Genomic DNA, 24712 nt, shown 5'->3' with positions numbered 1-24712 from the left:
GGCTCCGGGGGAGAGGTCCTCTCCTCGCCGCGGCGGCGCGACGTGGTGTCAGGCGGACCGCTGCTCGATCGCGGCCCGCAGCGCCGAGACGGAGGCGCTGCGCAGGTACACGACGGGGGCGCCATCCGCCGCGAGGCTCTGCATCTGATCGCGAAGCGCGTGCGAGACCATCGTCACCATGATCACGATGAGCGCGATCCTCCCCACGCCGTGGCGCGCGCCCGGCGGCACGCGGTTCTCGTAATGGCGCAGCGACCAGCCGTGCTTCTCGACCACATCGCGGTAGCGGCTCGACATGCCGCCGCTGCCCCCGATGACCAGCACCGTCTGCTCCTCGCGCTTCCTGTCGACCGCCTGGGAACGCCGCTCCGCCTTCATGCGATCTCCCTGGAGCAAGCCGTAAGCCACGCTGCTCCAGCGGCCATTTCCGCGCAAATGTCGCGGCTCCGGCCTATTCCCCGGCAAAATGTCGTCGAGTCACCGAGGCCTCTGTCATCGTGACATCGCGAGCGCGAGGACCCGACGCTGCGCGGCGGTAGCCGCGAGGATCGGGGAATATTCTCCCCCTCGCGGCAGTTCCTGCCGGCGCGCGCGGCCCGGCCGAGGATATGGATCGCAGGCGCTACCGCGAGCGTCCCGCCAAAGCCACGAGAGCGCCGCGACGACGACCCCTCGGTGCGGAAGGCAAACCCACCGGCACCGAGATAGCCCGACATGCCGTCCCCGCTGCCCGCGGCCGGGGTGCGCCCGGTGAGGGCGCGCCGGATGCGGGCACGAAGGCGGGAACGCCGGAATAAAATTCAACAATATTCCATGTTGAACGCTTGCAGGATGGCTCTCTCCTGGCGGACGCCACGGCGTTCCGCCGGCGACGTCGAGCTGTGGTAGGGAGCGGCGTCCCCCCTGCCCCGCCGTGCCATGATGTCTCCCGCCACGCCGCCCAGCGACCCGCCTCCGCCGCCGCCCGGCACCGTCGAGCGCTGGGCATGGGATTACGTCCTCTCGACCGACCTCGAGCACAAGCTGTCTCCGCCGCCCGTGCCCTCCCTCTGGGAGTCGGATGCCACGCTGTCGGCGTCGGGCGCCGCGCCGGCCCCGCCGCGGCGCCTCGAGCGACCTGGGCGGCCCGCCGCGCTGCGCATCTCGGAGCGCGCGCAGAAGAGCCCGGGGCCCGAGGCGCTGCGCAACCCGGCGCGCCGCGCGCAGCTCTTCCACGCGTTCCTGCACCACGAGCTCCAGGCGGCGGAGCTCATGGCCTGGGCGCTGCTCGCCTTCCCCGAGACGCCGCGCGCCTTCCGCGGCGGCCTCGTCCGGATCGCCCTCGACGAGGTGCGCCACATGCGGCTCTACGCCGCGTACCTCGCCGCGATCGGCCACCGCTTCGGCGACTTCCCGGTGCGCGACTGGTTCTGGACGCGGGTGCCCGCCGCCGCGTCGCCCGCGCAGTTCGTGGCCGTGATGGGCATGGGCCTCGAGGGGGGCAACCTCGACCACACGGCGCGCTTCGCCGAGCGCTTCCGCGCCATCGGCGACGTCGAGGGCGCCGCGCTCACGGAGCGGGTCTGCGCGGAGGAGATCCCGCACGTGCGCTTCGGGGTCCGCTGGTTCCGCCGCTTCACGCAGGCGAGCGGGAGCGCTGGCCAGGCGGCGCCTTCCACGTCTGCCGCAGGCGATCCGGCCGCCGCGGGTGAAGCCGCGCCGCGCGGGCCGGATGACGTCGCGCAGCGCGGGCCGAGCGATTTCGAGGCCTGGGTCCGCCACATCCCGCCGCCCCTCTCGCCGCTGCTCATGCGGGGCGAGCCGATGAACCGCCGCGACCGCAGCCGCACCGGCCTCTCCGAGCCGTTCCTCGACGCGCTGGCCTCATGGACCGAGCGAGCGCCTGGGTCCTGAACTTCGACGCCGACGAGGAGCTGGCGCGCCCCGCGGGGTACACCCCGCGCGCCGCGGTCGCCGGCCGGGCTCCCGAGCTCGCCGGCCGCGTCTCGGCCCTGCTGCGCCCCGGCGACGTCGTGCTCAGCCCCGAGCTCCCCTCGCCCCTCGTGCCGCCGGCGCCTCCTGGAACGCCGCTCGTCGGCCGCGCGTGGTGCCCCACACCCCGCGCCCTTCGCCTCCTCGGCCGCGCCGGCGTCGCGCTCGCGGAGGCGCCGCCGCTCGAGGTGCTCCGGCGCGTCAACCACCGGAGGTTCTGCGCGGACCTCGGCCAGACGCTGCCCGGCGCGCGCTACGTCGCCTCCCTGGCCGAGCTCGAGGCCGCGATCGCGGAGCCCACGCCGACGGGCCACTGGCTGCTCAAGCGGCCGTTCGGGTTCGCCGGGCGCGGCCGGCGCCGGGTCGCCCGCGGGGCGCTGCCGCCCGACGCGCGGCCCTGGGCCGTCGCGTCGCTCGACCCCGCGTCGCCGGACAGCGGCCTGCAGGTCGAGCCCTGGGTCGAGCGCCGCGGCGACTTCTCGCTGCATGGGCACGTCGCCCGCGGCGGCGCGGTGCGCCTCGGCGACCCGTGTGTGCAGCGCTGCGACGCGAACGGGGCGTACCTCGGGGCCGCCCTGGCCGGCGAGGGCGACCTCGGCGACGGCGAGCGCCGGGGGCTCGTCGAGGCCGCGCTCGAGGCGGGGCAGGCGCTCGCCGACGCAGGCTATTACGGGCCGTTCGGGATCGACGCCTTCCGCTGGGAGGACGAGCACGGCGCGCTGCGCTGGAACCCGCGGTGCGAGATCAACGCGCGTTACACGATGGCGTGGGCCATCGGCATGGGCAGCACGCGGCCTGATCTCGAGTGACCGAGGCGCTCCGATCGGGCAGCGAGCGCCGGGGTCCGCGCCCTGGAAGCGACGCAAACCGCACCGCGCAGGGACGAACTTGCCGTGCCGAACCGGCGCGAGCCGTGGGAACGATATAGCGCGCCGCCGTGCGCCAGGCCGCGCGGTCTGATTGCCGACGGCGTCATGCGCGTAGCTGTCGGTGCCCGCGCCGGTGACCGCGTGCGGGTGCAACGGTCGTCATACGAGAGGTCACCGACGTCCGACTTGAAGGTGAGATTGCCGTTCGGGTGGTAGTCGTAGCGGAGCGCGCAGGGCGCCGTCGCGCTCTCGAGATCGCCGAAGTACGCGCACGTCAGCCGCTCGAGCGCGTCGTACCCCCACTCGGTCACGAGCCCATGATGCCGCGATCCGGGCGGTATCATGCTATATATTTCTATCGCCCAATTGCTGGTTCAGGATGTCGTGCAGCGGCGTTCCGTCGGGGCTGTTTATCTCCCACTCGTGTCCCCCCTTTCGGAATATCAGCCTAAATTCTCCCTTCTCTGCGTCATCTTCGATCACTCTCGAACCGTCGAGGACAGCGAGAAACCCGAAAACTGCTTGATGGGCCGCCATGTTGAGCACTCGGAGCAGTGTCGCCTGATCCTGGTCGGACAAGGTTCCAAACCACCGACTTGCCTCAATAAGATCTTTCTCCGGCCGACGCCCCGGCGGGTGCTCCAATGTTGCCACCGTCGCCTCGGTTGCGGCTTCGAGGACGTTTTTTTGTATCGCTGCGACAAATTCTTCCGGTGTCATTTTGTAAAAGCTCCAGGGTACATTTCCTTATTGAGTTGAATTAGTTCTCGGAGTGCGCCGTTTGGCACATTGGTGGACTGACGCAAGTTCCAAATGTCATGAGCGAGCAGTGCCCGAGGTGAGAGCGATACAGGCCCTCGGAGCGTCGGAACCAAGGCGTGTTCACCGCGGGGTAGGGCGATGGCAGGTCCGGAAGCCCTGCTGTAGCCAGGGGCGATTTGCTCCATTGCGTGCGCCTGTCCTACATGATGAATGTCGAGTGCATCTCCAACAACTGAGCGAGCTTTCAGTGCGTCGTAGGCTCCCACTTCGTATGCGGCGACTCTCGGGGCTCCGCCTGCAGCTCGAGCCGCAACCGCCGACTCCTCCGCCGCCGCGCCCAGCCCCCTTCCCATCCCGAAGACGGTGGCCGCGGCGAGGACCATCGTCTTGGTTCCCGCCGCGCCTGCTGTCCGATAGTCATCCCGATCGATGGCGAGGGCCGTGTCCGCCGCGCCGCGGCCGATGTGGTAGAGCGGGTTGACGGCGTTGAGCGCGCCGACGAGGCCGTCTTCGTCGTAGCCGTCCCACATCGCGCTGGCGAACTCGTAGCCGCTGTACATCCCGAGCGTCAGCGCATTCAGCACGAGCATCCGCCCGATCCCTGCTCCGAGGTCGCGCGTCCCCTCCGCGGCGCCCAGCAAGGTCTGGCCGACGACGGTGCCTGGGCCGCCGACGCCCGAGTGCTCCGGCGAGACGGTCACCGGCTGCGGCACGTACCCGGACGAGCTTCCGGTCGTGCCCACGTCGATAGGCGCCGTCGTGGCGCCGACCTCCACGGCCTCGCGCGGCCCTTCTTCAGGCTGGTTTGCCTTCGGCGGCGAGTAGAAGATCTCTACGGCGTATTGTTCCGGGCGCACCACCGAGTCGACCGGCAGGATCGGCGGCTCCACCGGCTCTTCCTGGAAGCCGCTCGGATCCACGTGATTGAGCGGGCTGTTGCGCACGTAGCTGTACGGATTCCAGCTCTGCCCGAAGGATGGAATCGAAACGATCGGGTCCGTCGTCAAGAACCGCCCGATCCTGGGATCGTAGATCCTACCCTTCATGTTCACGAGCCCGAGCTCGTCGTCGCTCTCGTGCCCCGTGAATCCCTGCGTCGTCTCGCTCGGGAACGAGGCTGGCGGGCGCTCCCCCCACACGGGGCTCCTGCGCTGCCCGAACGGGTCGTAGCTCCGCCGCTCGATCACGTCGCCGTCCTCGTCGGTGAGCGCATCGATCGAGCCGAGGTGATCGACATGCACGTAGCGCGTGCCGTCGTCCGAGCCTCCCCGGGTCACGATCGCCACCACGCGCTCCGGCGAGTGGACGTGGTACCGGTGCTCCACGGCGCCCGACGCCGCCTCGGTGACCCGCTCGTACAGATCGCCGAAGTAGAGCGTCTCCTTTTCCGGCGTGGTCTTGCGGATCCGCTGCTGGTCGCCGTCGTAGTCGAACGTGATGGTGCTCGCGCCCTGCGTGATGCGCTCCGGCAGATCGAACGGCGTATAGCGCACCGTCGTGCCGCCAGGCCGCGCGGTCTGATTGCCGACAGCGTCATGCGCGAAGGTGTCCGTACCCGCGCCGGTGACCCCATGCGGGTGCAGCGGGTCGTCATACGAGAGGTCACCGACGTCCGACTTGAAGGTGAGATTGCCGTTCGGGTGGTAGTCGTAGCGGAGCGCGCAGGGCGCCGTCGCGCTCTCGAGATCGCCGAAGTATGCGCAGGTCAGCCGTTGGATCGGATCATACCGGAAGCGCTCCGTCGTGTTCTCCGGCTGGAGCGCGTCGGTGCGGCGCGTGAGATTCAGGAGATCGTCGAACCCATAGTCCAGGTCTTGCACCTCCCCCGCGCCGCTCTGCGTCGCCATGTGCCTCAGGCGCTGCTTGTCCGCGAAGTAGCTCCGCTCCGTGACGGCGCCGTTGCCGAACACCTCCTCCCGGAAGCGCCCCGCGTCGTCCACGTCCGCCAAGCGCCAGTAAGTGAGGTTCGTTCCGCTGTCGCGCACGGCGAGCACATGGCCGTACGCGTCGCGTTCGCGGGCCACGACGAACGGCGCCACGCCGGCAGGCGCCGGATACGTGACCGTCTCGACGCGACCGAGGTCGTCATAGCCGAGCCTGGCCTCCAGGGGAGAGCGCTCGCCGTCGATGCGGAGCGCGATCGTGTCGAGCTGGCCACGGCCCGTGTACCCGTACGTCTTCTCCCCGTCGGGGCTCGCGAGTGTGTGCAGCTTGCCGACGCCGTGCGCTGCGGTGTCCCAGGTCCACGTGGTTGTCAGGCGCTCGGCGCCGTCCTGGTCCACGCGTGAGCGGGGTCGACCGAGCGCGTCGTACGTCCACGTGACCTTTCGCTCGAGCGCGTCGGTCGACGAGATCAGCTCGCCGAAGCCGTCATGGATCGAGACCGTCGTGCCCCGATCGGGGTCGTCGAGCTGCCGGACACGGCCGAACGCGTCGCGCGTCGTGCGCGTCACTGCCTCGCCCGGATCGGTGACCGTGTGCAACAGTCCGAAGGGGCCGTACGCGTAGCGGGTGATCCCGTCGGCCGCGTCGGTGATGGTCTTGATGCGCCCCAGCGGGTCCTGCTCGGTCACCGTCACATGATCGAGCGGGTCGGTGACGCGCACCTGCAGGCCATCGTACGCCGTCGTCGTGACCGCGTTCCACGGCGTCGTACGGCGCACCTCGCGGCCCGCCGCATCGTACTCGTAGCGATCGTACAGGATCGCGCTCTCGGGCGTGTCCTCCCTGACCGGCACCGAGCGCCGTGCGATGTGCTCGCCCAGCGCGTCGTACCCGATCTCCTGCATGATGCGCTTCGCATCGCCCGAGCCCTCCGAGGGCTCCGGTTCGGGCCCGTGTCCCAGCCATCGGATCGGGCGGCCGAGGCTGTCGAACTCCACCGTATCGTCGGCACCGCCGGTCGTGATGCTCCGCTGCCTCACCCGCCACGCATCCTGCTCCGGGCCACCATCCTTGCTGCGAGCGAGGGTGACGGTCGTCGTCGTGCCGTCCGGGCGCCTCTCGATGCCGAGCCGCCCGAAGCCGTCGTGCACCCACATCGTCACGAGCTGATTCGGATCGACCCGCTTGAGGAGCACGCCGAGCGCGTCGTCGAACTCCAGGAGCGTGGTGTGCCCGGCCGCGTTCACGTACTTCTCGGGGAACATGCCCTCCTCGTCGAAGCCCGTGCTGAATGGCCGCTTGTGCCCGAAGGCGTCCTCCGCCGTGACGCCGGTGATGTTCCCGAAGTCGTCGCGCGCATAGGTGAGCTTCAGCTTCGTGTCCGGCAGGCCGTCGTCGCTCTCGGTGGACTCGGTCTCCACCTCGCCGTGGATCGTGTTCGTTCGCGTGAGGGTCCGACACTGCGACATCCCCGCCGCGGCGCTGCACTCCTTCTGCGTCTCGAGCTGGCCGAGGACCCAGCGCTCGGTGTCGTTGTTGAACGACCGCGTGACCTCGAGCGTCAGGTCGACGTCTTCCGTCGAGATCTCCTCGGCGCGCACGTTGCCGAACGTGTCGAAGTCCGTCACCTTCGATACCGAGTCGCGCAGCAGCGTCGCGCCGTCGCCGCCACGCTCGATCTCCCGCACGTACGCCTCGACGGAGGGCGTCGCGCCGCTCGGGGGCGGATAGACCCCTTGCGCTCGCCTCACCCGGCGCTCGGTGGGCAGCGTGAAGTACGTGGCGCCGTCGTTGGTCGGCACGAGCGTCCGCGTCACGTCGCTGAACGAGAGCTCGATCTGCTCCGGCCTGAGCTGGCTCGCGAGCCCCGGAGCCCCGCGCAGCGTCCGCTGGACGCTCCCCGCGAAGGGAAAGACTTGGAGCTCGTCGTCGAAGGTGCCGTGGTCGTAGACGTCGATCGTCACGGCACCCGTATCCAGGTCGGTGACGATCCGCTCGCCGAACCCGAGAAATCCGCGGCCCAGCCGGTGGTAACGCCCATCGCGGTAGCCGACCTCGAAGCGCCGCGGCCGGTCCGCGCCGTTGTTGAGCGCGTATGCGCTGACCACCCGGCGAGGGCCCACGACGCAGCGCCGCGGATAGCCGCAGTCGTCCGCCGCGCCGGAACGCGCGACGTAGAGCGCGCTCCTCCGGTCCGGATCCTCTTCCGCGCCTCCGTTCGTGACCAGCGCATCGGTCAGGTGGCCGTACGAGAGGCTCACGTTGGGCACGAAGCCCGGCTCGGTCGGCTCGTGCGCGTTCATCCCATCAGAGACTGCGACTAGGAGATCCTGGTCGGCCGAGAGGTTCTGGAAGACGTTGAACACGCCGCCGAGCGCCAGGATCACGTCCTGGGCCCCGTCCCCGTCGAGATCGCCGGTGCGCGGCCCGCGCGGATCGGCGAGCGTGATCGCGTCGCCGAGCTTGGCCTCGAAAGGAACCCCTGCATCGACGAGCTTGAACGGCGGCCCCGCCAGGTCGCCCGTCGCTTGCAGGACGCCCCAGGAGGGGAGGACATTGGAGCCACTCAGCAGCATGCCTGGTGGGACGGGCATGAGCAGATCCTGCCGTCCATCGCCGTTGAAGTCGAGCGGCACCGCGAGGCGGAAAAGCGCGTCGTGATCCGGGGCCCCCAGCAGATCGCCGAAGCTGAACGCGTCGACGGTCCGGAAGGGCGACATCACGAACGTCGGCCCCGTGTTGAGGTAGGTATAGAGCTGGTGGTCGCTGCTGCCGGATTCGACGGCATCGGGCAGGCCGTCGCCGTTGACATCGAGAAAGACGACGCGGCCCCCGCGCCGCACGACAGGGAGCTTGGTGTCGATGAGCTCCCAGCGCCCCTCGCCCCGGCGCATGATCGCTTCGTAGCTTTCTCCGATGAGGGGCGTCCCGTCATTCCACAACATCAGGGAAGGCACGACGAGATCGATCTTGCTGTCGGCGTCGATGTCGAGCGTGTGGAGCTCCACATCGCATGGATAGGCGCTGAGCACCTCGATCGATTCGCCCGTGGGGCCGAACCCCGCGGGCGTCGCGCCGCGCGCGGGCCTCCAGATGTGGACGGTCCACACGGCGGACACCGGATCCGGTACCAGCTCCTCGACGTGGTCCTGGCACTGGATCAGATCCGGCACCGAGTCGCCGTCGAGATCGGCGAGGTGCACCGAGGCGACGGGGCTGCTCAGGCTCGGCGGTTTTGGCGTGCTCCCGAGCGGGAACAGCCGGCGGATGCCCGTGTCATGCAGCGCGAAGGTCCGGTCCGGCCGGGACAGGAGCACGTGCCATGTGGTCCTGGTGTCGAAGACGTCGTGGAGAAAGACGTCCATCTGCCCATCGTCGTTGTAATCGAGCACCGTCCCGAGCTCGGGCTGAAGAAGGGCCGGGTCGGACGGTCCATCCGCATCGGCGGCGAACAGCCAATCCTGGAGGAAGGCGCGCTCCGGCGCCGCGAGAAAGGACGGCGAGGCGCTGGGCCCGAGGTTGCGCGCCACCTGCCACGTGGTGATCGGATGCGACGGCGTGCTGGACCCCGGGACGATGTCCGGAATCACGAGATCGTCGAGGCCGTCGGCGTCGATGTCGAACGCCATCGGGCTCGCCTTCTCGGAGACCGGCTTGTCGATGTCCGTCGTGAGCCGTTCGAATCCGGGCTTTCCGCGGCTGTACTGAAACCGTGTCGGAGGCTTGCAGACCCCGTCGCTCGCGCACTCCTCGACCTGGGTCAGGAGCGTCCGGCTCGTCGTCGGGCTGAGCTCGTAGCGGAAACCGTAGCTCCGGACCAGCGCGTCGCCCGGACCGAGCATCTGGATCTCCTCCAGGCGAAGCGAGCGCTGGAGCGCCATGCCACCCGAGTAGCCCATGCGAACCGCGGCCGAGTCCTTGGTCCCGTACACGAAGCGCACCGCCCGGGAAGGCTCGAGCGACGGCGTGCCCTCGAAGCTCGTGTAGCGGATCTCGTCCACCGCGTATTCGGCCGCATGGCCGTCCTCGGCCTCTGCGAGGCAATACGCGTACGTCATGGCGTTGCCGCGGCCGTCGCGGGCCTCGTTCGCGAGCCACGCGCGCGGGACGCCGCCTCGCGCGAGCGGCTTGCTGCCGTCGGCGCGGCCGTACTCCACGATACGGCCGGAGGGCAGATTCGCCTCGAAGAAGAGCGCCTCGGTGGGCGCGCTACGTTCCGGAGGGTAGTGACCGACCACCTTGACGAAGGTATCCGGGAACGTGCGGTACTCGATGATTCCCGGCCCCTCTCCCACGGGGACGAGGCGCTGGCCGTCGAGGCAGAGCCCGTCGTCTCCGTCGTACCGCACCGCGCGGACCTCCCCGTCTTGCGCGAGGCTCTTCGGACATCGCGTGATCGCGGACAGTCCGCTGAGGGAGAAGCCGTTTCCGAGCACGCCGTCGCCGCCGTCGCTGCGGTAGACGAGCTGGAGCCCGGGACCCATGCCCGCACGCGACGGCGGGGAGGCCAGACCCATGGTGTACACGGCCTCGCCGGTGCTCGTGATGGAGAACGCCCCGGGGATGGTGCCGGCGGCGACGGTCTCGACCTCCGGCGCGGGACGGGACGTGGCAGGGCCATGCGCGCGCTGCGTCCGGCAGGCGACAAGGCCGGGCGGCTCCGGAAGCGGCTCACCGAAGGCGCACTGGCACCCGCCCGACGCGAGCACGCAAGCCAGAAACATCCAGAGCGGGATCAACGCCCGGAGCGACCAACGCGGAACTGGCGACATCTCAGCCTCCCCGGCGAACAGCAGTGCCACGGCGCTGCATCGCGCGTCAAGCGCCGCGCTCCTGCGGAACCGCGCCATCGACGCCGAGATCGACGCATTCGTGAATGCCTCTGTACGTGTCCGGGGTGCACGCCGCAGGCGCCACAGCTGCGCTCATCAAGGCGCGATTGGCCGTCCATGCTCAAGTCGCGACGAGGAGAGGGCAAGCGAGCGTGAACGCGCGCATGACGGCGTGCCCCCTACCTCGACGAGGACCAGCTCACGCGGGGGTTACCGACGATCTGGAACCGAGGGGCACGGGAAGCTGGAGTCTCCGACACGGGCGACGATCGGCGCGCCAGCTCCGGCGCGCTCCGTGGTAGGATCTCATCATGGCCGAGCTCATGCCGACGCCGGACGCCGCGCTGTCGCATCACCTCGGAGCGCGTCCGGCGCTCGGGGCACGCGCGCAGGAGCTCTTCGAGGAGCTCTCCCCCTACCCCGGCGACGGGCTGCGCAACCACTGTCTTCGCGTATTCCACTTCACGATGCTGCTCCTCGAGCGCCGCCGCCAGAAGGCCGATCCCGACCTGCTCCACGCGCTGGCGATGATTCATGATCTCGGGCTGCTGTGCCCGGGCGAGCGGGGCGGAGACTACATGCAGCGCAGCCGCTCGCTGTTCCACCGCGCCTTCGCAGCGAAGTCGTTCGAGCTCTCCCCGTACGACCTGCGCGTGGCCGACGAGTGCCTCCTCTACAACCATCGCCTCCGCCCGACGCCGGCGTTATGCCCTGAATCGACGGCATTCCGGCAGTCGGTGTGGATGGACCACTCCCTCGGTGTGCGCCGCTACGACCTCGACGCCGCCTCGGTGCGCGACGGCTTCGCGCGTTATCCGCGGGGCGACTTCAACGCCGTCCTCCTCGACTTCGCCCGGCGCGTCCTGACGCGCGAGCCCTGGACCCTCGTCGACGGCATCTTCATGTGAGGGCCAGGCCGCATGTCGACCCTGCGTGGCGCCATGTTCCGGGATCCCGCCGACGCGCGGCGGCTCGCCGTCGTCGCGGCAGCCGAGGTGCTCCTCCTCGGGATCGGCGTGTGGAGCGGAGGCGGCGCCCTCGCCGGAGGGCTCTTCTGGGCGGCTGGCCTCGCGGGATGGACCTTGATTGAGTACCTGCTCCACCGCTTCCTCTTCCACCTGCCGGCGGAGCACCCGCTCGCGTTCCTCGGCGCCCGTATCCACCTGGCGCACCACGAGGCCGCTGACCAGACGCCGGTCGTCAAACCCCCCGCTGCCACGCTCGGAGCCTTCTCCGCCGGCTTCTTCGCGACCGCGGCGGCCGCGGGGGCCTCTCCCGCCGCGCCGCTCTGGGCCGGGCTCGTCGCCGGCTATCTTCTTTATGAGCTCTCCCATCTCGCGGCGCACCTGCTCAGCGACGCCGAGCACCCTCTTCCGGCGCAGCGCCGCCATCACCTCCGGCACCACGCCGCGCCGCGCGCGCGCTTCGGGGTGAGCTCCGCGCTCTGGGACCGGGCGTTCGACACCGGGCGCGAGGCAGGCCAGTGAGCGCGTCTGACCAGAATGGCTCGCCCGACCCCGCCCCGCTCGACGACCCGGGTCGGGCCGAGCTGCGGCGGCGCCGGGTCATGTCGATGCCACGGTGGTACTCTCCCTGGCTCCACCTCGCGAGCACGGTCGGCCTCGGGTGTGGGCTCGCGGCGCTCTCGCTGACGCGGTTGCATGGCCTGCGGACCTGGGAGCTCGCCGCGATTCCGCTTTTCTTCGTTTTTTGCAATGCCGTCGAGTGGCGGGCGCATCGGGGTCTGCTCCACCGGAGGCGGCGCTTCCTCGAGGCGTTCTACGACCGGCACACGCCGGTGCACCACCGCGTGTTCGTCGAGCACGACATGGCGATCCGCACACCGCGTGAGCTCGGCTTCGTGCTGATCCCGTCGTACGGCATCGCGGGTGTCTTCGCGCTGACGCTCCCGCTCGCGCTCGCCCTCAGCGCGGCCGGTCAAAGCAACCTCGCATCGCTCTTCGTGGCGACGTGCATGGGGTACATGGTGCTGTACGAGTGTCTCCATCTCGCGTACCACCTCCCGCCCGACGGCAGGATAGGCCGCAGCCGCGTCGTGGCACGGCTCCGGCGCCACCACGGCGCGCACCACCGGCCGTCGTTGATGCGGCAGTGGAACTTCAACGTCACCTTCCCCCTCTGGGATCTGGTACGCGGGACGTACTACCGCGGCGACGCCACGGACGCGACGACCCGGGATGTGCGCTCCAGATCAGCGCTCGAGCGCCTCGAACGGTGATGTCAGCGCCCGGGAACCGCCGGGCGGATCCGGCGGTCGCCCAGATCAAATTCCCGTTCGGCCAGCTCTTCTCGCTCGTTCCGAGAGAGAGCGATGACGCCGTGGAGGCCTCCCTGGTCCGCGGTAGGGGCAAGGCTGCCGATCGGCTCAGCATCCCGGAGCTCTGATCGCAGCGCCGCGCCCTCGCCGACACAGACTTGTTGCACACTGGCCCGTCCAGCTCCTTTACCTTCCGCCCGCCGAACGACACGGGCCATCCAGGATCGTCCGATGGCCACGTGAGAGGAGGGGCGGCATGGATCTTCCAACGTGCATGGCGGTGCGACGTGCGGTGAGGCATGGCGCGGTGCAACCCGGCACCAGCGCGACGACGAGCGTGGGGCTCGGGGCGTTCGGCGCGCTCGTGGCGCTCTTCGCGGCGTGCGGGGACGGCGGCGACGACGGAACGGCCGCGGCCCGAGGGCCCTGCGGCGGCGTGTTCTGCGCCGCGGATCAGTACTGCAACTACCCGCCAGGAGACTGCGGAGAGGGCGGCGTCGTCCCGGGGAATTACGGCGTCTGCCAGGAGCGGCCCGCGTCGTGCGACACCGCCACGCCGCGCGAGGTCTGCGCCTGCGACGGGCGCTCGTACGCCAATGCCTGCGAGGCCGCGCGGGCCGGCGTGAGCGTCGGCAACGGCGAGGAGTGCGCGGGCGCAGCGCCGCCGGGGACGTTCGCCTGCGGGAGCTACTTCTGCCGATCGGACAGCGAGTACTGCCAGACCATCGAGGATCAACACGACGAGCGGTTCCGGCTGCCGCCGCAGAGCTCGTGCAAAGCGGTCGCCGTCGCCTGCGCGTCGGAGCCCTCCTGCACCTGCCTGATCGACGTGGTCAAGCCGGCTGGCAGCAGCGACAAAAGAGAGTGCACCACCGCACCGACCTGCACGCAGGACGCATCCGGCAATTTCGCCCTCCGGTGCGCCGGCGATCTCTACTGAGCTGCCATCGCGAGCGGCGGGATCTGCCTCGCTCACACCTACATTCGAGATCAGGAGAAAGGGTAGACAGGCTCATGCAGAATTCGCGCACGCGAGAGGACGCAGGCACACACGAACACCGAGAGACGAGCTGGTCGAGACGATCGAAGGGCGCCCTCTGCGCCGCTCTGCCGGCGCTCGCGGTCATCCATGCCTGTGGCGCCAATGACGGGTACATCGAGGAGGTCCTGGAGACGCGGCAGACGCTGACCACGGTCTCCTTCCAGCAGGGGTCGCTCCCGAGCTCGTCGTACGCCGGCTCGACCGACGCGACCCTCCGGCAGGCCGCCGGCACCACGAACTATGGCGGAGCCACCACGTGCGAGGCCGACGGCGACGACGGCTCGGGCGTGGACAAATCCTGCCTGCTGAAATGGACCCTCTCCGGCATCCCCGCGGGGAGCATCGTCCAGTCGGCGTCGATCACCCTCCAGGTCACGGACGGCTCCGCGAACACGTACAGCGTCCACGAGGTGAAGCGCTCGTGGAACGAGTCACAGGTCACCTGGAACAACGCTACCTCCACGACGGCGTGGGCCACCGCGGGCGCGATGGGCTCGACCGATCGCGGAAGCCTCGTGGGCAGCGTCACCGGCAGCGCCGGCGCCAGGACGATCACGCTGAACGCGGCCGGCGTGGCGCTCGTCCAGGCGTGGGTCGACGGGACCTCCAGCGACGGCCTCCTCATCGCGAGCGCGTCGAACACCGATGGCATCGACTTCGCGTCCTCGGAGCACGCCACCGTGGCGCAGCGGCCCAAGCTCACGATCACGTATGGCGCGCCCGGCGGCGGCGCGGGCACCCCGACCGATCCCGATCTCCTGATCGCCTTCATCGGCGACCAGGGCGCGAACGGCAACTCGGACGCGGTGCTCAACCTGATCAAGGACGAGGGCGCCGCGGCCACCATCCACAACGGTGACTTCGACTACGCGAACAACCCGACAGCGTGGGACAACCGGATCAACAGCATCCTCGGCGCGAACTATCCTTACTTCGCGATCATCGGCAACCACGACGCCGCGGCCTGGAGCGGCGCGAGCGGCTACGCCAGCAAGATCCAGGCTCGCCACGCGGCCGTGCCGTCGATGAACTGCACAGGCGAGCTCGGCGTCAAGTCGACGTGCAACTTCCGCGGGCTGCACATCATCCAGTCCTGCGTCGGGACGAGCGAGCTCCGGTCGACCTGCGCCGCCAACGCGGCCGACCAGGTGGACTTCATCCGCGACTCGCTCGCCGCCGACAGCTCGATCTGGTCCATCTGCAACTGGCACAAGAACCAGAACGACATGCAGGTCGGCACCAAGGGCAACGAGGTCGGCTGGAGCGCGTACCAGGAGTGCATGAACGCCGGCGCGATCGTCTCGACCGGCCACGAGCACTCCTACGCGCGCACGCTGACCCTGACCGACGTCGGCAACGCCGCGACCGGCCACGGCAAGACAGGCGCCTACGACCTCGTGGAGCTCGGCCCGAGCCGCAACTTCGTGTTCGTCTCCGGCCTCGCCGGCGTCGGCATCCGCGACTACGACGCGGCCAGCCACGACGACGACACGTGGTGGGCCTCCTACTACGCCGGCAACAAGTGGAAGAAGAACAACGTGGTCATGTCGGGCACCGCCGCCTATGGCGCCCTGTTCATCCGCTTCCACGTCGGCGGGGATCCGAAGCGCGCGACAGCGTACTTCAAGGACGTGAACGGCCGCCTCGCGGACGAGTTCACGATCCAGGTCCAGTGAACCCGGGCCGTCCCCGGCGGTTGCCCGAGATCTCCGACTCGTCCAGGCCGACGTAGAGAACCCCGGTTCCGGGCGGGATGGCCGCCAGGATGTTCCCTGGCCGCGCCGTGTTCGGCCTGTTGTTGTCGACCACATCGTTGTCGCGAACGTCGATTCGCCTGGCGCCCGCCCGGACGTCGAAGATGCCCGGCAGCAACACGACCGAGAACCCCACGGCGTTGTTCCTGGCCACGTTGTAGCTGAGATCGACATCTTCGCTGTTCGACACCTCTGTCCACGGAGCGCCTGGGACAGTTGCACGTACGGGCGCTCGTGATGGCTGATACATCAACTGGGCACCACGCAGGCGCAGAGCACCCAACGATACCCCGCTGACACCGTGACACCGCTCGCGTGCCCGCTCGCTTGAGTGATGCTCGGGTGGCGGCGCGGTCGTCGGCCAAGCTCGACATGGGGTGGCTGGCAAGTCTCCTCCGGAGCGGCGCGTCAAGAGGGCGGGCGCAGGGCCACGGTATTGTTCGATGTGGATTCCAATTTCGGGATCGACGCTCGCCTCGCGCCGGTTCATTTGAGTTGACATGGGCAATGTGAACGTTCACAATTTCGTCTCAGGGTATCGTTTCGCTTTGTCCCGGGTAGCCGTCGTGCGCACCGGACTCCTGGTCCTTTGTACCGGGATCGATCTCTGCGCCGGCTCCGCTCGGGTGTCGTGAACGCAAGCCGTGACGAGATCGCGGGGGCTCGCCTGCGCTGGGCTCGCTCAGGTGGAGCCGATCCAGGTGAGACAATCGTGGCGGAGGGAACAGCATGGCGATGGGTAGGACGAGATCGTGGTTCGGATTGACGATGACGGCGTGCCTCGCCGGCGCGTGCGGCGGCGCGCAGGCCGTCGACACGCCCCCTGCGGCAGCGCCGCCTGCGCCTGCGCCGGCGGCGGCCCCCGCGGCGGACGCCGCTCCAGCGGCCCCGGCCGCCAAGGCCGAGCCACCTGGTGGTGAAGCCGTGAACGCAAAGCCCGCTGCCGTCTCCAAGGCGCCCTTCGGCAACGCCGATGGCAAAGAGGTGATCCTCTACACGCTCACGAACGCGAACGGCCTGGTCGCGAAGGTGATGACCTACGGCGCGACGGTGACCGAGCTCCACGTCCCCGACAGGACGGGGAAGATGGGCGACATCGTCCTCGGCCACGACAACCTCGACGGGTACCTGAAGAGCAGCCCGTACTTCGGGGCGACGGTCGGCCGCGTGGCCAATCGCATCAAGAACGCGCAGTTCCAGCTCGATGGCAAGACCTACAAGCTCTCCGCAAACAACGGCGCCCACACGCTGCACGGCGGCAAGAAAGGCTGGGACAAGGTCGTCTGGGACGCGGAAGCGACCGAGACGCCGGACGGCCCGTCCATCAAGCTCACGTACGTATCGAAGGACGGGGAAGAAGGATACCCCGGCACGGTCAACGCGACCACGACCTACACGCTCACCAACAAGAACGAGCTCAGGGTCGAGATGTCGGCCACGACCGACAAGACAACGATCGTCAACATGGCCCACCACGGCTACTTTAACCTGGGAGGGCACGGCTCGGGCTCCGTCGCCGACCAGGAGCTGATGCTGCACGCCGACAGCTACACCCCGCCGGACGCCACCGGCGTCCCCTCGGGCCAGACCAAGCCGGTGAAGGGGACGCCGCTCGATTTCACCGCCGCCAAGCCGATCGGCAAGGACCTGGAGGCGATGGGCGGCAAGCCGGTCGGATTCGACCACAACATGGTCATCAGCGGCGACCCGCACAAGCTCCGCGAGGCGGCTCGGGTCAAGGATCCGAAGACCGGCCGGGTGCTGACGATCGAGGCCGATCAGCCGGGGATCCAGTTCTATACCGGCAACTACCTCGACGGGTCGATCAAGGGCAAGGGCGGCGCGGTGTACAACCAGTACAGCGGATTGTGCCTCGAGCCGCAGAAGTTCCCGAACTCGATCAACGTCCCGGCCTGGAAGAACGAGGTCATCCTCAAGCCCGGCCAGCGCTACGCGCAGACGGCCGTCTTCCGGTTCACCACCGAGTAGCTCGTCGGCGGTCACCCGCGCTGCCTCGCGGCGCCTGCGCGCTCACGCGAACGTCACAATCGGCTTCACGTCCGCCGCCGGCGCGCGAGCGCCACGGCCCGACATCGGTGCCGCACGCGCCAATGGCGGGCGGCAACTTCATCCCAGGAGGCTCCATGACCCGCTCGATCCCGTGCAGTATCTCGCTCCTTGTCGCGCTTTCAATCGCTGCTTGCGGGTCCGACAACGACGCCGCCGACGGCTCGGGCGGCAGCGGAGGAAAAGGAAGCAGCAGCAGTTCTTCGAGCAGCAGCAGCAGCAGTTCTTCGAGCAGCAGCTCTTCGAGCAGCACCGGCAGCACCTCGGGCGCGGGCGGCACGGACGACCCGAACCCGAGCGGCGGGGGAGGACAGGGCGGGACGGTCGATCCGGTCGGCACCGAAGGCGACGGCGATTTCGAGATCGGGCCTGACTACCGGGACGCCCCGGAGATCAAGAGGATCGACGGCGTTCCCCAGGGGCGGACGTTCACGTTTTCCCTGTCGTCCCGGGAGAGCGAGATCTTCACCGGCCACGATCCGACGTTGAACGACAACGCCAAGGGGGATTTCAACCGCCGCGTGGAGGTCGCGATCCCGGCGACGTACGTCGACGGCGCCGAGGCGCCGTTCATGGTCGTCCAGGACGCGCGCGACAGGAACGAGATCATCAACACGATCAACAACTTCGTCGCGGATCCGGACAACCGCTTCCCGAGCGTCATCACCATCTTCGCCGCGAGCGGAGGGGGCGACTCGTACGGCAGCGAGCGGGGGCTCGAATACGATACCATGTCGGACGCTTATCAGAGGTTCGTCGATACGGAGCTCCTCGAGGCGGTCAAGAACGACCAGGCCGTCCGCGCCGCGTACCCCAACCTGAAGTTCACGAGCAACCCGGACGGCCGCGCCTCGTACGGGTGCAGCTCGGGCGGGGCGGCGGCGCTGACCATGGGCTGGTTCGGCCACGACACCTACCGCAAGATCGTCACCTACGCCGGCACGTTCGTCGACCAGCAGAACCCCGTCGCGCCCACCGAGGCCGAGTATCCCGACGGCGCCTGGGAGTACACGGAGGGGCTCATCCGGGACAGCCCGCCCAAGCCGCTGCGCGTCTTCCTGCAGGTCGGCGAGAACGACCTCGGCAGCACCCGGGATGAAGCCAGCCACCACAACTGGGTGATGGCGAACCAGCGCGTGGCGGCGGTCCTCAAGGAGAAGGGGTACCATTACCGCTTCGTCTACGCGAAGGGCGCAGGCCACTGCGACGGAAGGGTGATCAAGCAGACGCTCCCCGACACGCTGCGCTGGATGTGGCGGGGCTACCCGGTCGATTGACGGCACGGGCCGGTGGCCTTGGGGGCAGCCCGCGAGCGCCCCGCACGACCCGCCGACGCACAGCGTCGTGAAGCGGACGGTCCGATGCTCGACCATGGATGTCGAGCCAGGCGAAATCAGGGCATCGGGATGACGAAGGTGGTGACGGAAAAGGCCGGGACCGTGACCACCAGGCGATAGCCTTCGATCGCCATGTCGGGGAGCCGATCGAGGTCCTCCGTGCGCGAGGTGCGGTGCACCTCCGCGGCGGGACCGACCGTGGGCAGCCGGGTGAGATCGAGCGTGTAGCCGCGGCTCGCGTTGCGATCGCCGTTGCGGACCACGAGCGAGAGAGAGCCCCCGTCGGCGCTGACCGCGGCCACCATGTCCTCGCTGTCGACGTCGACGAAGCGCGCGCCGGGCCGGATGTAACGGCTGAAGCCGGCATGCATGTAAAAGCGCTTGATGGGAGCGAAGGACTGCTCGCGGTCGTTCAGCGTGAAGCTCGCCCAGCTGCGCGACGGATCGCCCGACTGCCAGTCCACCCAGGCCTCCGGCTTCAGCTCGCGTAGATCGTCGATGATGCGCTCCGCCATGAACAGCGCCGCGTCCGTGTCGTCGCTGATGTTCTGCCCGAGCGGCCCCGATTCCGATTGCCACAGCCGCTTGCCGAGCCTGGTCGCCAGCTGCCGGAGCTCGCTGCGCTGGCTGCCCGCGTAGGAGTGGACGTTGAGCTGCTGGAAAGCGGCGAGCGTCCCCGCGCCGAAGGCGCCGATGTTCCGGACGGCGTCATCCATGCTGTTCTCGTCCGACGCGCTGACCGCCGTCTCGCCGAGGCCCTTGCTGGTCAGCTGCTTGGCCACCTCCTGGATGATCTTCTCCTGGCTCGCCCGGTCGAAGTGGCATCCTTCCTGGGAGCCGTTCGATTTCCACCAGTCGGCGAAAGGCTCGTTCAGCGGCTCCAGCGTGCGAAAGGTGATCCCGTGCTCGTCCCTGTAGTGACGGACGACCTCCGTGAGGTAGTGGGCGAAGTCGTCGTAATGGTCCGCTTTGAGGTTGTCCTTGCCGTTGCTGCTGCCCGAAGCGCAACCGCTGTTCGTCATCCAGTAGGGGGGAGAGTTGGAGAACGCCTCGAAGATCAGATCCGCTCCGCGCTCCGCGATGCGCAGGAGGATGGCGCGCTGCCTTTCGTCGTTCGCCCACGTGAAGGTCCCGTCGGCGCTCTGGAATCCAGGCATCTCGCGGTGCTCCTTCATGTGCTCGTGGGACGGGTTCTCCCCGCCGCCGATGTTGTAGCGGAAGACGTTGTAGCCGAGGCCATTCACCGGATCGACGACCGCGTCGACCACGGCGTTGCGCCTGGCTTCCTGCCATCCACCCACGTGATCGGCCCACCAGCACAGGCTCGTGCCCCAGCCCTCGAAGGACTGGTGCATCACGTTCGTGTCGACCCGGACGAGCTCCGTGCCCGGAGCGGCGGTCACCGTGGGGCGAGGCTCGCCCGGCGCGCCCCCGCTCGCGCCCGACGAGCCGCCGCTGGTCGAAGCCGCGCTCGCCGCCCCTGCCCCGCCGGAGCCCGCCAGCGCCCCGCCGGAGCCCGCCGGCGCCCCGCCGGAGCCCGCGGCTCCTCCTGCTCCGGTCGAGGGCGCGCCGCCGCTTCCACCGTTCGACCCGGCCTCGTCCGAGGGAGCTGCCGAATCACGACCGCAGCCCGATACGAGGACCAGGGTGATCGCAAGGAGGGACGAGGTTCTCGACGTCCTGGTCATCATGGGGTCGTCCCCGAGCGCCGGCGACCGGTCGCTCCACGGTGAGAGGTCTCAACAGCTCTCTCAGGTGGCCGATGACCTGTCCGGCCGGGCAAGGCGCCGAACAGGCAGCGTCTTCCCGAGAACCGCAACATTAGAGCATGGCGGCCCGGAGCGTGGAAGATGGGACCCGAGCCGATCCCATATTCCCGTCCTCATGTAGTTCTCTTGCGCTGTTTCACGCGACTCAGCGCGTCAAGGCTCCAGCGCGTCAGGGATCCAGGGTGACGGGGGGAAGCGCGTGCCTCGGCAGCTGTTCGCAGACCCACCGTACCGGGGCGGTTGTGCGACCTCGTCCGCAGCTTAACCGGATCGAGCCGAGGGCGGGACTTGGACCAGCGGCTGGAAGGGCTCTACGGGTCGTTGTCGCCACCGAGTCCTGGTGCTAGCCATGATCACGAGAGCGGCTGCGGGGAATTGAGTCATCTAGCCAAGGAGGCGCTGTGCGTTTAACTTTGTTAAAAGTTTTTACTATCTCTTTAGGGTTCGTCGCCGTGGGGTGCGCGGGGCCGGACGATTCATCTGCTGAGGCCGGGGCGGGGGGCAGCTCGTCTGCTGGGACGGGCGGCGTGACCGTGGGCAGCACCGGCACCACCGGCACCACAGGCACCACCGGCACCACGACGGGCCCGGGCGGATCGACCACGAGCGGGACCGCGGGCAGCACCACCACGAGCGGGTCGACGACGAGCGGGGCCGGGGGCTTTGACGGGTCCGGGGGCGGGAGCACCACGACCACGAGCAGCTCGACAACGAGCAGCTCGACAACGAGCAGCTCGACAACGAGCAGCTCGACAACGAGCACCACGACCACGAGCACCACGACCGCGAGCAGCACCACGTCCACGACCGGGACCGGCACGCCTACCCGGTGCACGGAAGCCGACCTGGAGGTCTGCAGCGACAGGACAGGCATGCATTGCGGGCTCACCTTCGAATACTGGAAGGACCGCGGAAACGGGTGCCTCGTCAACACGGCGGATGGCTTCAGGGTGGACTGGAACAACATCAACAACCTGCTGGGCCGCAAGGGCGTGAGGCCGGGCGGGAAGAACAATGTCGTCACCTACGAGGCCGACTACCGTCCGAACGGCAACTCCTACCTCGGTGTCTACGGGTGGACGAGGAACCCGCTCATCGAGTATTATATCATCGATAGCTGGGGCAACTGGCGTCCGCCGGGCGGAGAAGGGCACGTGGGCACCGTCAGCAGCGACGGAGGCACCTACGACATCTACAAGACCCAGCGAGTCAACCAGCCCTCCATCGACGGCAATGCGACTTTCTATCAGTTCTGGAGCGTCCGGCAGCAAAAGCGCACGAGCGGAACCATCACTGTCGGCAATCACTTCGACGCGTGGGGGAAGCAGGGGCTGACCCTGGGGACCTTCTATGAGGTCTCGCTGGTCGTCGAGGGCTATCAAAGCAGCGGCAGCGCCGATGTGAAGGTCTCGATCGAGTGAGCGCTGAGCCCTGAGCATCGTTTCGGCCGACGGCCGTCCCTGAACGGAGCAACGACGGGCACCTGAAGCACCCCCTCGAATCTTTCGGGGGGAGAATTCACAGGGAGGCGGGGAGATGGGGAGTGACATCCCGACGATCTCACCGTCTCCCTGTTCCGTTTCCCGGCAAGAGGCGGGCCGAGGCCGACCCATGAGGGGGTTGTTCAGGACGACGACACGCGCCCCGTCGAGGCGCTCGCCGCCCTGCGCGCCCCCGAGCGCCGGCCGCGCCGGCCCGCTCGTGCGGCGCTCGAAGGTGGACCGCCCGTCGGGTACGCTGCGGGCCGGACATGAAACAGCACGCGCCGCGCTCCCCTGACGCCCCGGCCCCCGGGGCCCACGCGAACGCGCCCTCTCTGCCGTCGCCGCCTTCCAGCGCCACGACGCAGGTCCACAAGACGCGCGTCCCGGAGGCGTTCGGAGAGGCGCCCACGATCATGTACATGCCGGGCGACGAGCCCGATCGCTCGCCGGGCCACGCCCCGCCCCACGCGGCCGGACAGGCCCGGCCTCCGGCGACCGACGAGGCCACCGTGCGCATGCCGCACAAGGCCGGCGCCCAGGCCGGGGACGAGGCCACCCTGCGCATGCCACCCAGGGCCGGCGCCCAGGCCGGGGACGAGGCCACCCTGCGCATGCCGGCCAGGGCCAGCACCCCGGGCGGGGAGCACGACGACCGCACGCTCAAGATGCCCGAGCGGCAAGCGCGCGGCGGGGCAGCGGACGACGACAACGCGCCGACCGTCAAGGCCGAGCCCAAGGCGTCCTACGTCGACCTGAACGCCGAGGACGAGGGCAAGCCCGGGGACCTCCGATCGTCCGCCCGCGCCTTCCTCAAGCGCCACCACAAGAAGCTCTGGTGGCTGCACACCGCGTATGCGCTCAGCCTCGGCGCCTTCGTTGTGACCTTCGCGCAGAAGGGGTTCCAGCACGCGCGCTTCCTCGCGGTCACGGTCAGCGTCGCCTGGCTGCTCGTGCTCCTCTTCTTCCGGCTCTTCGGCACCGGCGCCCGCCAGGACTTCGCGACGGCGTGGCGCGGCGCCCGGCTGCGCTTCCTCGTGATGACCTATGTCCTGAAGAACCTCTATCAGGGCATGCTCTTCTTCCTCCTCCCGTTCTACTGGAAGAGCGCCAGCCTGGACGCGCCGAACCGGTGGTTCGTCCTCCTCCTCGCCGCCTGCGCGGTGCTCTCGACGCTCGATCTCGTCTTCGACCGCGTGCTCATGCGCTGGAAGACCCTCGCGTCGGTGTTCTACGGGGTGACGCTGTTCGCGTGCCTGAACCTCGTCATCCCCGCGCTCCTCCCCGACACCCGCACGCTGTACACCCTGCTCTCCGCCGCCCTCGTGTCCGTGCTCGGCTTCTGCACGCTGCACCTGCCGTTCGGGGCCCTCTGGAGCCGGATGGGCGTCGTGTTCCTCGTCGTCGCGATGGCCGCCGGGGTCGGGCTCGCCTACGGGACGCGCGAGCTCATCCCGCCCGTGCCGATGCACCTGTCCTCCGCGGCCGTGGGCCCCTCGGTGCTCCCGGACGGACGTCTCGCCATGTCCGTGAAATCACTTCATTTTTCTGTGATCCGCGAGCTGCGCGCGGTGACCGACGTGGTGGTGCCGGGCGGCGACGGCGATCAGCTGCTCCACGTCTGGCGGCGCGAGGGGCGCGAGGTCCTCCGCGCGCCCGAGGAGACGCTGCGCGTGCCCGGGCCGGAGGGCGCGGTGCGGCTCAAGTCGCAGCTCGTGGGCGGGAGCCTGCCGCGCCGCCTGGCGGGGCGCTGGACGGTGGATGTCGAGACCGAGGACGGCCAGCTCGTCGGCCGCACCGCGTTCGAGGTGACGGAATGAGCTGGCCGCTCCGGGGCGGAGGCGAGGCGAGCGCCGCGGAGCGCGCGCGCTGGGTCGACGCGGGCAACATCGCGAACGGGTTCCTCGTGTTCGGCAACGTCGTCACGGGCTTCATCGCGATCGGCAACGTCGCGCGCGGCTTCATCGCGATCGGCAACGTCGCCGTCGGCGTCGTCGCGATCGGCAACGTCGCCGTCGGCGTCGTCGGCGGGTTCGGCGCGACGATCGCCGTTGGCGCCTTCGCCGGCGCGGGCGTGCTCGCCCTGCCGGTGCTCGACGGGGTGGCGGGCGTGACCAGCCTGCTCGCGCTGAATCCGTTCCTGTCGGTGCTCCCGATCGCCCTCTGGCTCTTCGCCGCGCGCGTCCTCCCGGGGGAGCGCGCGCCCCGGCTGGGCCCCGATCCCGAGCTCGTGTCGCTCTCGTCGGTGCTCCGCGGCGAGCGCTCCGAGGGCTGGGTGCGCGCGCGGGTCGAGCGCGCGGGGGACGGCGCGCTCCGCCTCACGCAGCGCGGCCGGGCCGTCGAGCTGCCCGCGACCCCGGAGGCGCTGCGCGCGGGCGCTGCGCTGCTCCCGGAGGGGCGCGGCGCGCGGCTCCTCGCCCTCGTTCGGGCGGAGGAGCACGTCCGCGGCGGCGACGGCGGCTACCGCGCGGCGCAGGAGCGCGAGCGGGTCCTCGCCGTCGCCGATCTGCTGGCGCCGCCGGCGTGGGTGCCGCCGTGGATCAACGGCGCCGAGGTGCAGTGGTGGCTCGCGCGCGCGTGGAACGTCGGGGCGGTCGTGGCGGTCCTCCTGAGGGCGGCGCAGCTCATCGCGGGCGCGATGGGATGAGCGCCCGCCGCTCCCCTGC

Annotated in this window: 19 protein-coding genes; 13 read left to right on the top strand and 6 right to left on the bottom strand. The window is 69.5% G+C overall.

All coding sequences use genetic code 11. The features are described 5' to 3' along the window. Nucleotides 1–48 precede the first annotated feature (48 nt). Nucleotides 49–378: a DUF2325 domain-containing protein gene (locus WME97_RS05180; RefSeq protein ID WP_012233607.1), complete on the bottom strand. Its 330-nt coding sequence runs from the start codon at nucleotides 376–378 to the stop codon at nucleotides 49–51. A gap of 540 nt (nucleotides 379–918) precedes the next feature. Between WME97_RS05180 and WME97_RS05175 the strand changes: the two genes are divergently transcribed. Continuing rightward, complete coding sequence (locus tag WME97_RS05175; protein WP_437549858.1) at nucleotides 919–1893, top strand: ferritin-like domain-containing protein; 975 nt, start codon at nucleotides 919–921, stop codon at nucleotides 1891–1893. Beyond that, complete coding sequence (locus tag WME97_RS05170) at nucleotides 1866–2780, top strand: hypothetical protein (RefSeq protein WP_437549856.1); 915 nt, start codon at nucleotides 1866–1868, stop codon at nucleotides 2778–2780. Before WME97_RS05175 ends, WME97_RS05170 begins: the two co-directional genes overlap by 28 nt. A gap of 405 nt (nucleotides 2781–3185) precedes the next feature. Here WME97_RS05170 and WME97_RS05165 read toward each other — a convergent pair whose 3' ends face one another. Together WME97_RS05165 and WME97_RS05160 are read right to left on the bottom strand one after the other, a co-directional pair. Beyond that, nucleotides 3186–3560: a hypothetical protein gene (locus WME97_RS05165; protein WP_437549854.1), complete on the bottom strand. Its 375-nt coding sequence runs from the start codon at nucleotides 3558–3560 to the stop codon at nucleotides 3186–3188. Further along, nucleotides 3557–10258, bottom strand: coding sequence for an RHS repeat-associated core domain-containing protein (locus tag WME97_RS05160; protein WP_437555312.1), 6702 nt, complete (start codon nucleotides 10256–10258; stop codon nucleotides 3557–3559). The genes WME97_RS05165 and WME97_RS05160 overlap by 4 nt, the downstream gene beginning before the upstream one ends. A 371-nt stretch (nucleotides 10259–10629) precedes the next feature. Between WME97_RS05160 and WME97_RS05155 the strand changes: the two genes are divergently transcribed. The 6 genes from WME97_RS05155 (at nucleotide 10630) to WME97_RS05130 (ending at nucleotide 15314) form a co-directional block, all read left to right on the top strand. Next, complete coding sequence (locus WME97_RS05155; RefSeq protein WP_437549852.1) at nucleotides 10630–11226, top strand: hypothetical protein; 597 nt, start codon at nucleotides 10630–10632, stop codon at nucleotides 11224–11226. 12 nt (nucleotides 11227–11238) lie between these two features. After that, on the top strand, nucleotides 11239–11805 hold the full coding sequence (locus WME97_RS05150; RefSeq protein WP_437549850.1) for a sterol desaturase family protein: 567 nt from the start codon (nucleotides 11239–11241) through the stop codon (nucleotides 11803–11805). Further along, nucleotides 11802–12557, top strand: a complete 756-nt coding sequence (locus WME97_RS05145) for a sterol desaturase family protein (protein ID WP_437549848.1) — start codon at nucleotides 11802–11804, stop codon at nucleotides 12555–12557. The genes WME97_RS05150 and WME97_RS05145 overlap by 4 nt, the downstream gene beginning before the upstream one ends. Further along, on the top strand, nucleotides 12557–12724 hold the full coding sequence (locus WME97_RS05140) for a hypothetical protein (protein ID WP_437549846.1): 168 nt from the start codon (nucleotides 12557–12559) through the stop codon (nucleotides 12722–12724). Before WME97_RS05145 ends, WME97_RS05140 begins: the two co-directional genes overlap by 1 nt. A gap of 179 nt (nucleotides 12725–12903) precedes the next feature. Continuing rightward, a complete protein-coding gene (locus WME97_RS05135; RefSeq protein WP_437549844.1) occupies nucleotides 12904–13536 on the top strand; it encodes a hypothetical protein in 633 nt (210 codons plus the stop codon). Nucleotides 13537–13610: 74 nt separating this feature from the next. After that, nucleotides 13611–15314: a DNRLRE domain-containing protein gene (locus tag WME97_RS05130; RefSeq protein ID WP_437549842.1), complete on the top strand. Its 1704-nt coding sequence runs from the start codon at nucleotides 13611–13613 to the stop codon at nucleotides 15312–15314. On the opposite strand, the gene WME97_RS05125 is transcribed toward WME97_RS05130, so the two are convergent. After that, complete coding sequence (locus WME97_RS05125; RefSeq protein ID WP_437549840.1) at nucleotides 15295–15582, bottom strand: hypothetical protein; 288 nt, start codon at nucleotides 15580–15582, stop codon at nucleotides 15295–15297. The genes WME97_RS05130 and WME97_RS05125 overlap by 20 nt on opposite strands. Nucleotides 15583–16160: 578 nt before the next feature. Between WME97_RS05125 and WME97_RS05120 the strand changes: the two genes are divergently transcribed. Then, on the top strand, nucleotides 16161–17381 hold the full coding sequence (locus WME97_RS05120) for an aldose epimerase family protein (protein WP_437549838.1): 1221 nt from the start codon (nucleotides 16161–16163) through the stop codon (nucleotides 17379–17381). A 155-nt stretch (nucleotides 17382–17536) separates the two neighbouring features. Next, on the top strand, nucleotides 17537–18736 hold the full coding sequence (locus WME97_RS05115) for an alpha/beta hydrolase (protein WP_437549836.1): 1200 nt from the start codon (nucleotides 17537–17539) through the stop codon (nucleotides 18734–18736). A 116-nt stretch (nucleotides 18737–18852) separates the two neighbouring features. On the opposite strand, the gene WME97_RS05110 is transcribed toward WME97_RS05115, so the two are convergent. Beyond that, complete coding sequence (locus tag WME97_RS05110) at nucleotides 18853–20487, bottom strand: glycoside hydrolase family 30 protein (RefSeq protein WP_437549834.1); 1635 nt, start codon at nucleotides 20485–20487, stop codon at nucleotides 18853–18855. A 421-nt stretch (nucleotides 20488–20908) separates the two neighbouring features. Further along, nucleotides 20909–21439, bottom strand: coding sequence for a hypothetical protein (locus WME97_RS05105; protein ID WP_437549832.1), 531 nt, complete (start codon nucleotides 21437–21439; stop codon nucleotides 20909–20911). Here WME97_RS05105 and WME97_RS05100 point away from each other — a divergent pair. The 3 genes from WME97_RS05100 (at nucleotide 21438) to WME97_RS05090 (ending at nucleotide 24693) form a co-directional block, all read left to right on the top strand. Continuing rightward, nucleotides 21438–21986, top strand: a complete 549-nt coding sequence (locus WME97_RS05100; RefSeq protein WP_437549830.1) for a glycoside hydrolase family 11 protein — start codon at nucleotides 21438–21440, stop codon at nucleotides 21984–21986. The two genes, WME97_RS05105 and WME97_RS05100, sit on opposite strands and share 2 nt — an antisense overlap. 329 nt (nucleotides 21987–22315) lie before the next feature. After that, the gene (locus WME97_RS05095; RefSeq protein WP_437549828.1) at nucleotides 22316–23866 is read left to right on the top strand and encodes a DUF5924 family protein; all 1551 of its coding nucleotides are present in this window, start codon (nucleotides 22316–22318) and stop codon (nucleotides 23864–23866) included. Then, a complete protein-coding gene (locus WME97_RS05090) occupies nucleotides 23863–24693 on the top strand; it encodes a hypothetical protein (RefSeq protein ID WP_437549826.1) in 831 nt (276 codons plus the stop codon). Before WME97_RS05095 ends, WME97_RS05090 begins: the two co-directional genes overlap by 4 nt. The last annotated feature ends 19 nt before the right edge of the window (nucleotides 24694–24712 follow it).

Source organism: Sorangium sp. So ce367, assembly GCF_051520455.1.
Classification (GTDB): domain Bacteria; phylum Myxococcota_A; class Polyangia; order Polyangiales; family Polyangiaceae; genus Sorangium; species Sorangium cellulosum_B.
Note: the sequence above shows the minus strand (reverse complement) of the source record. Positions and strands in the feature narration are given on the sequence as shown.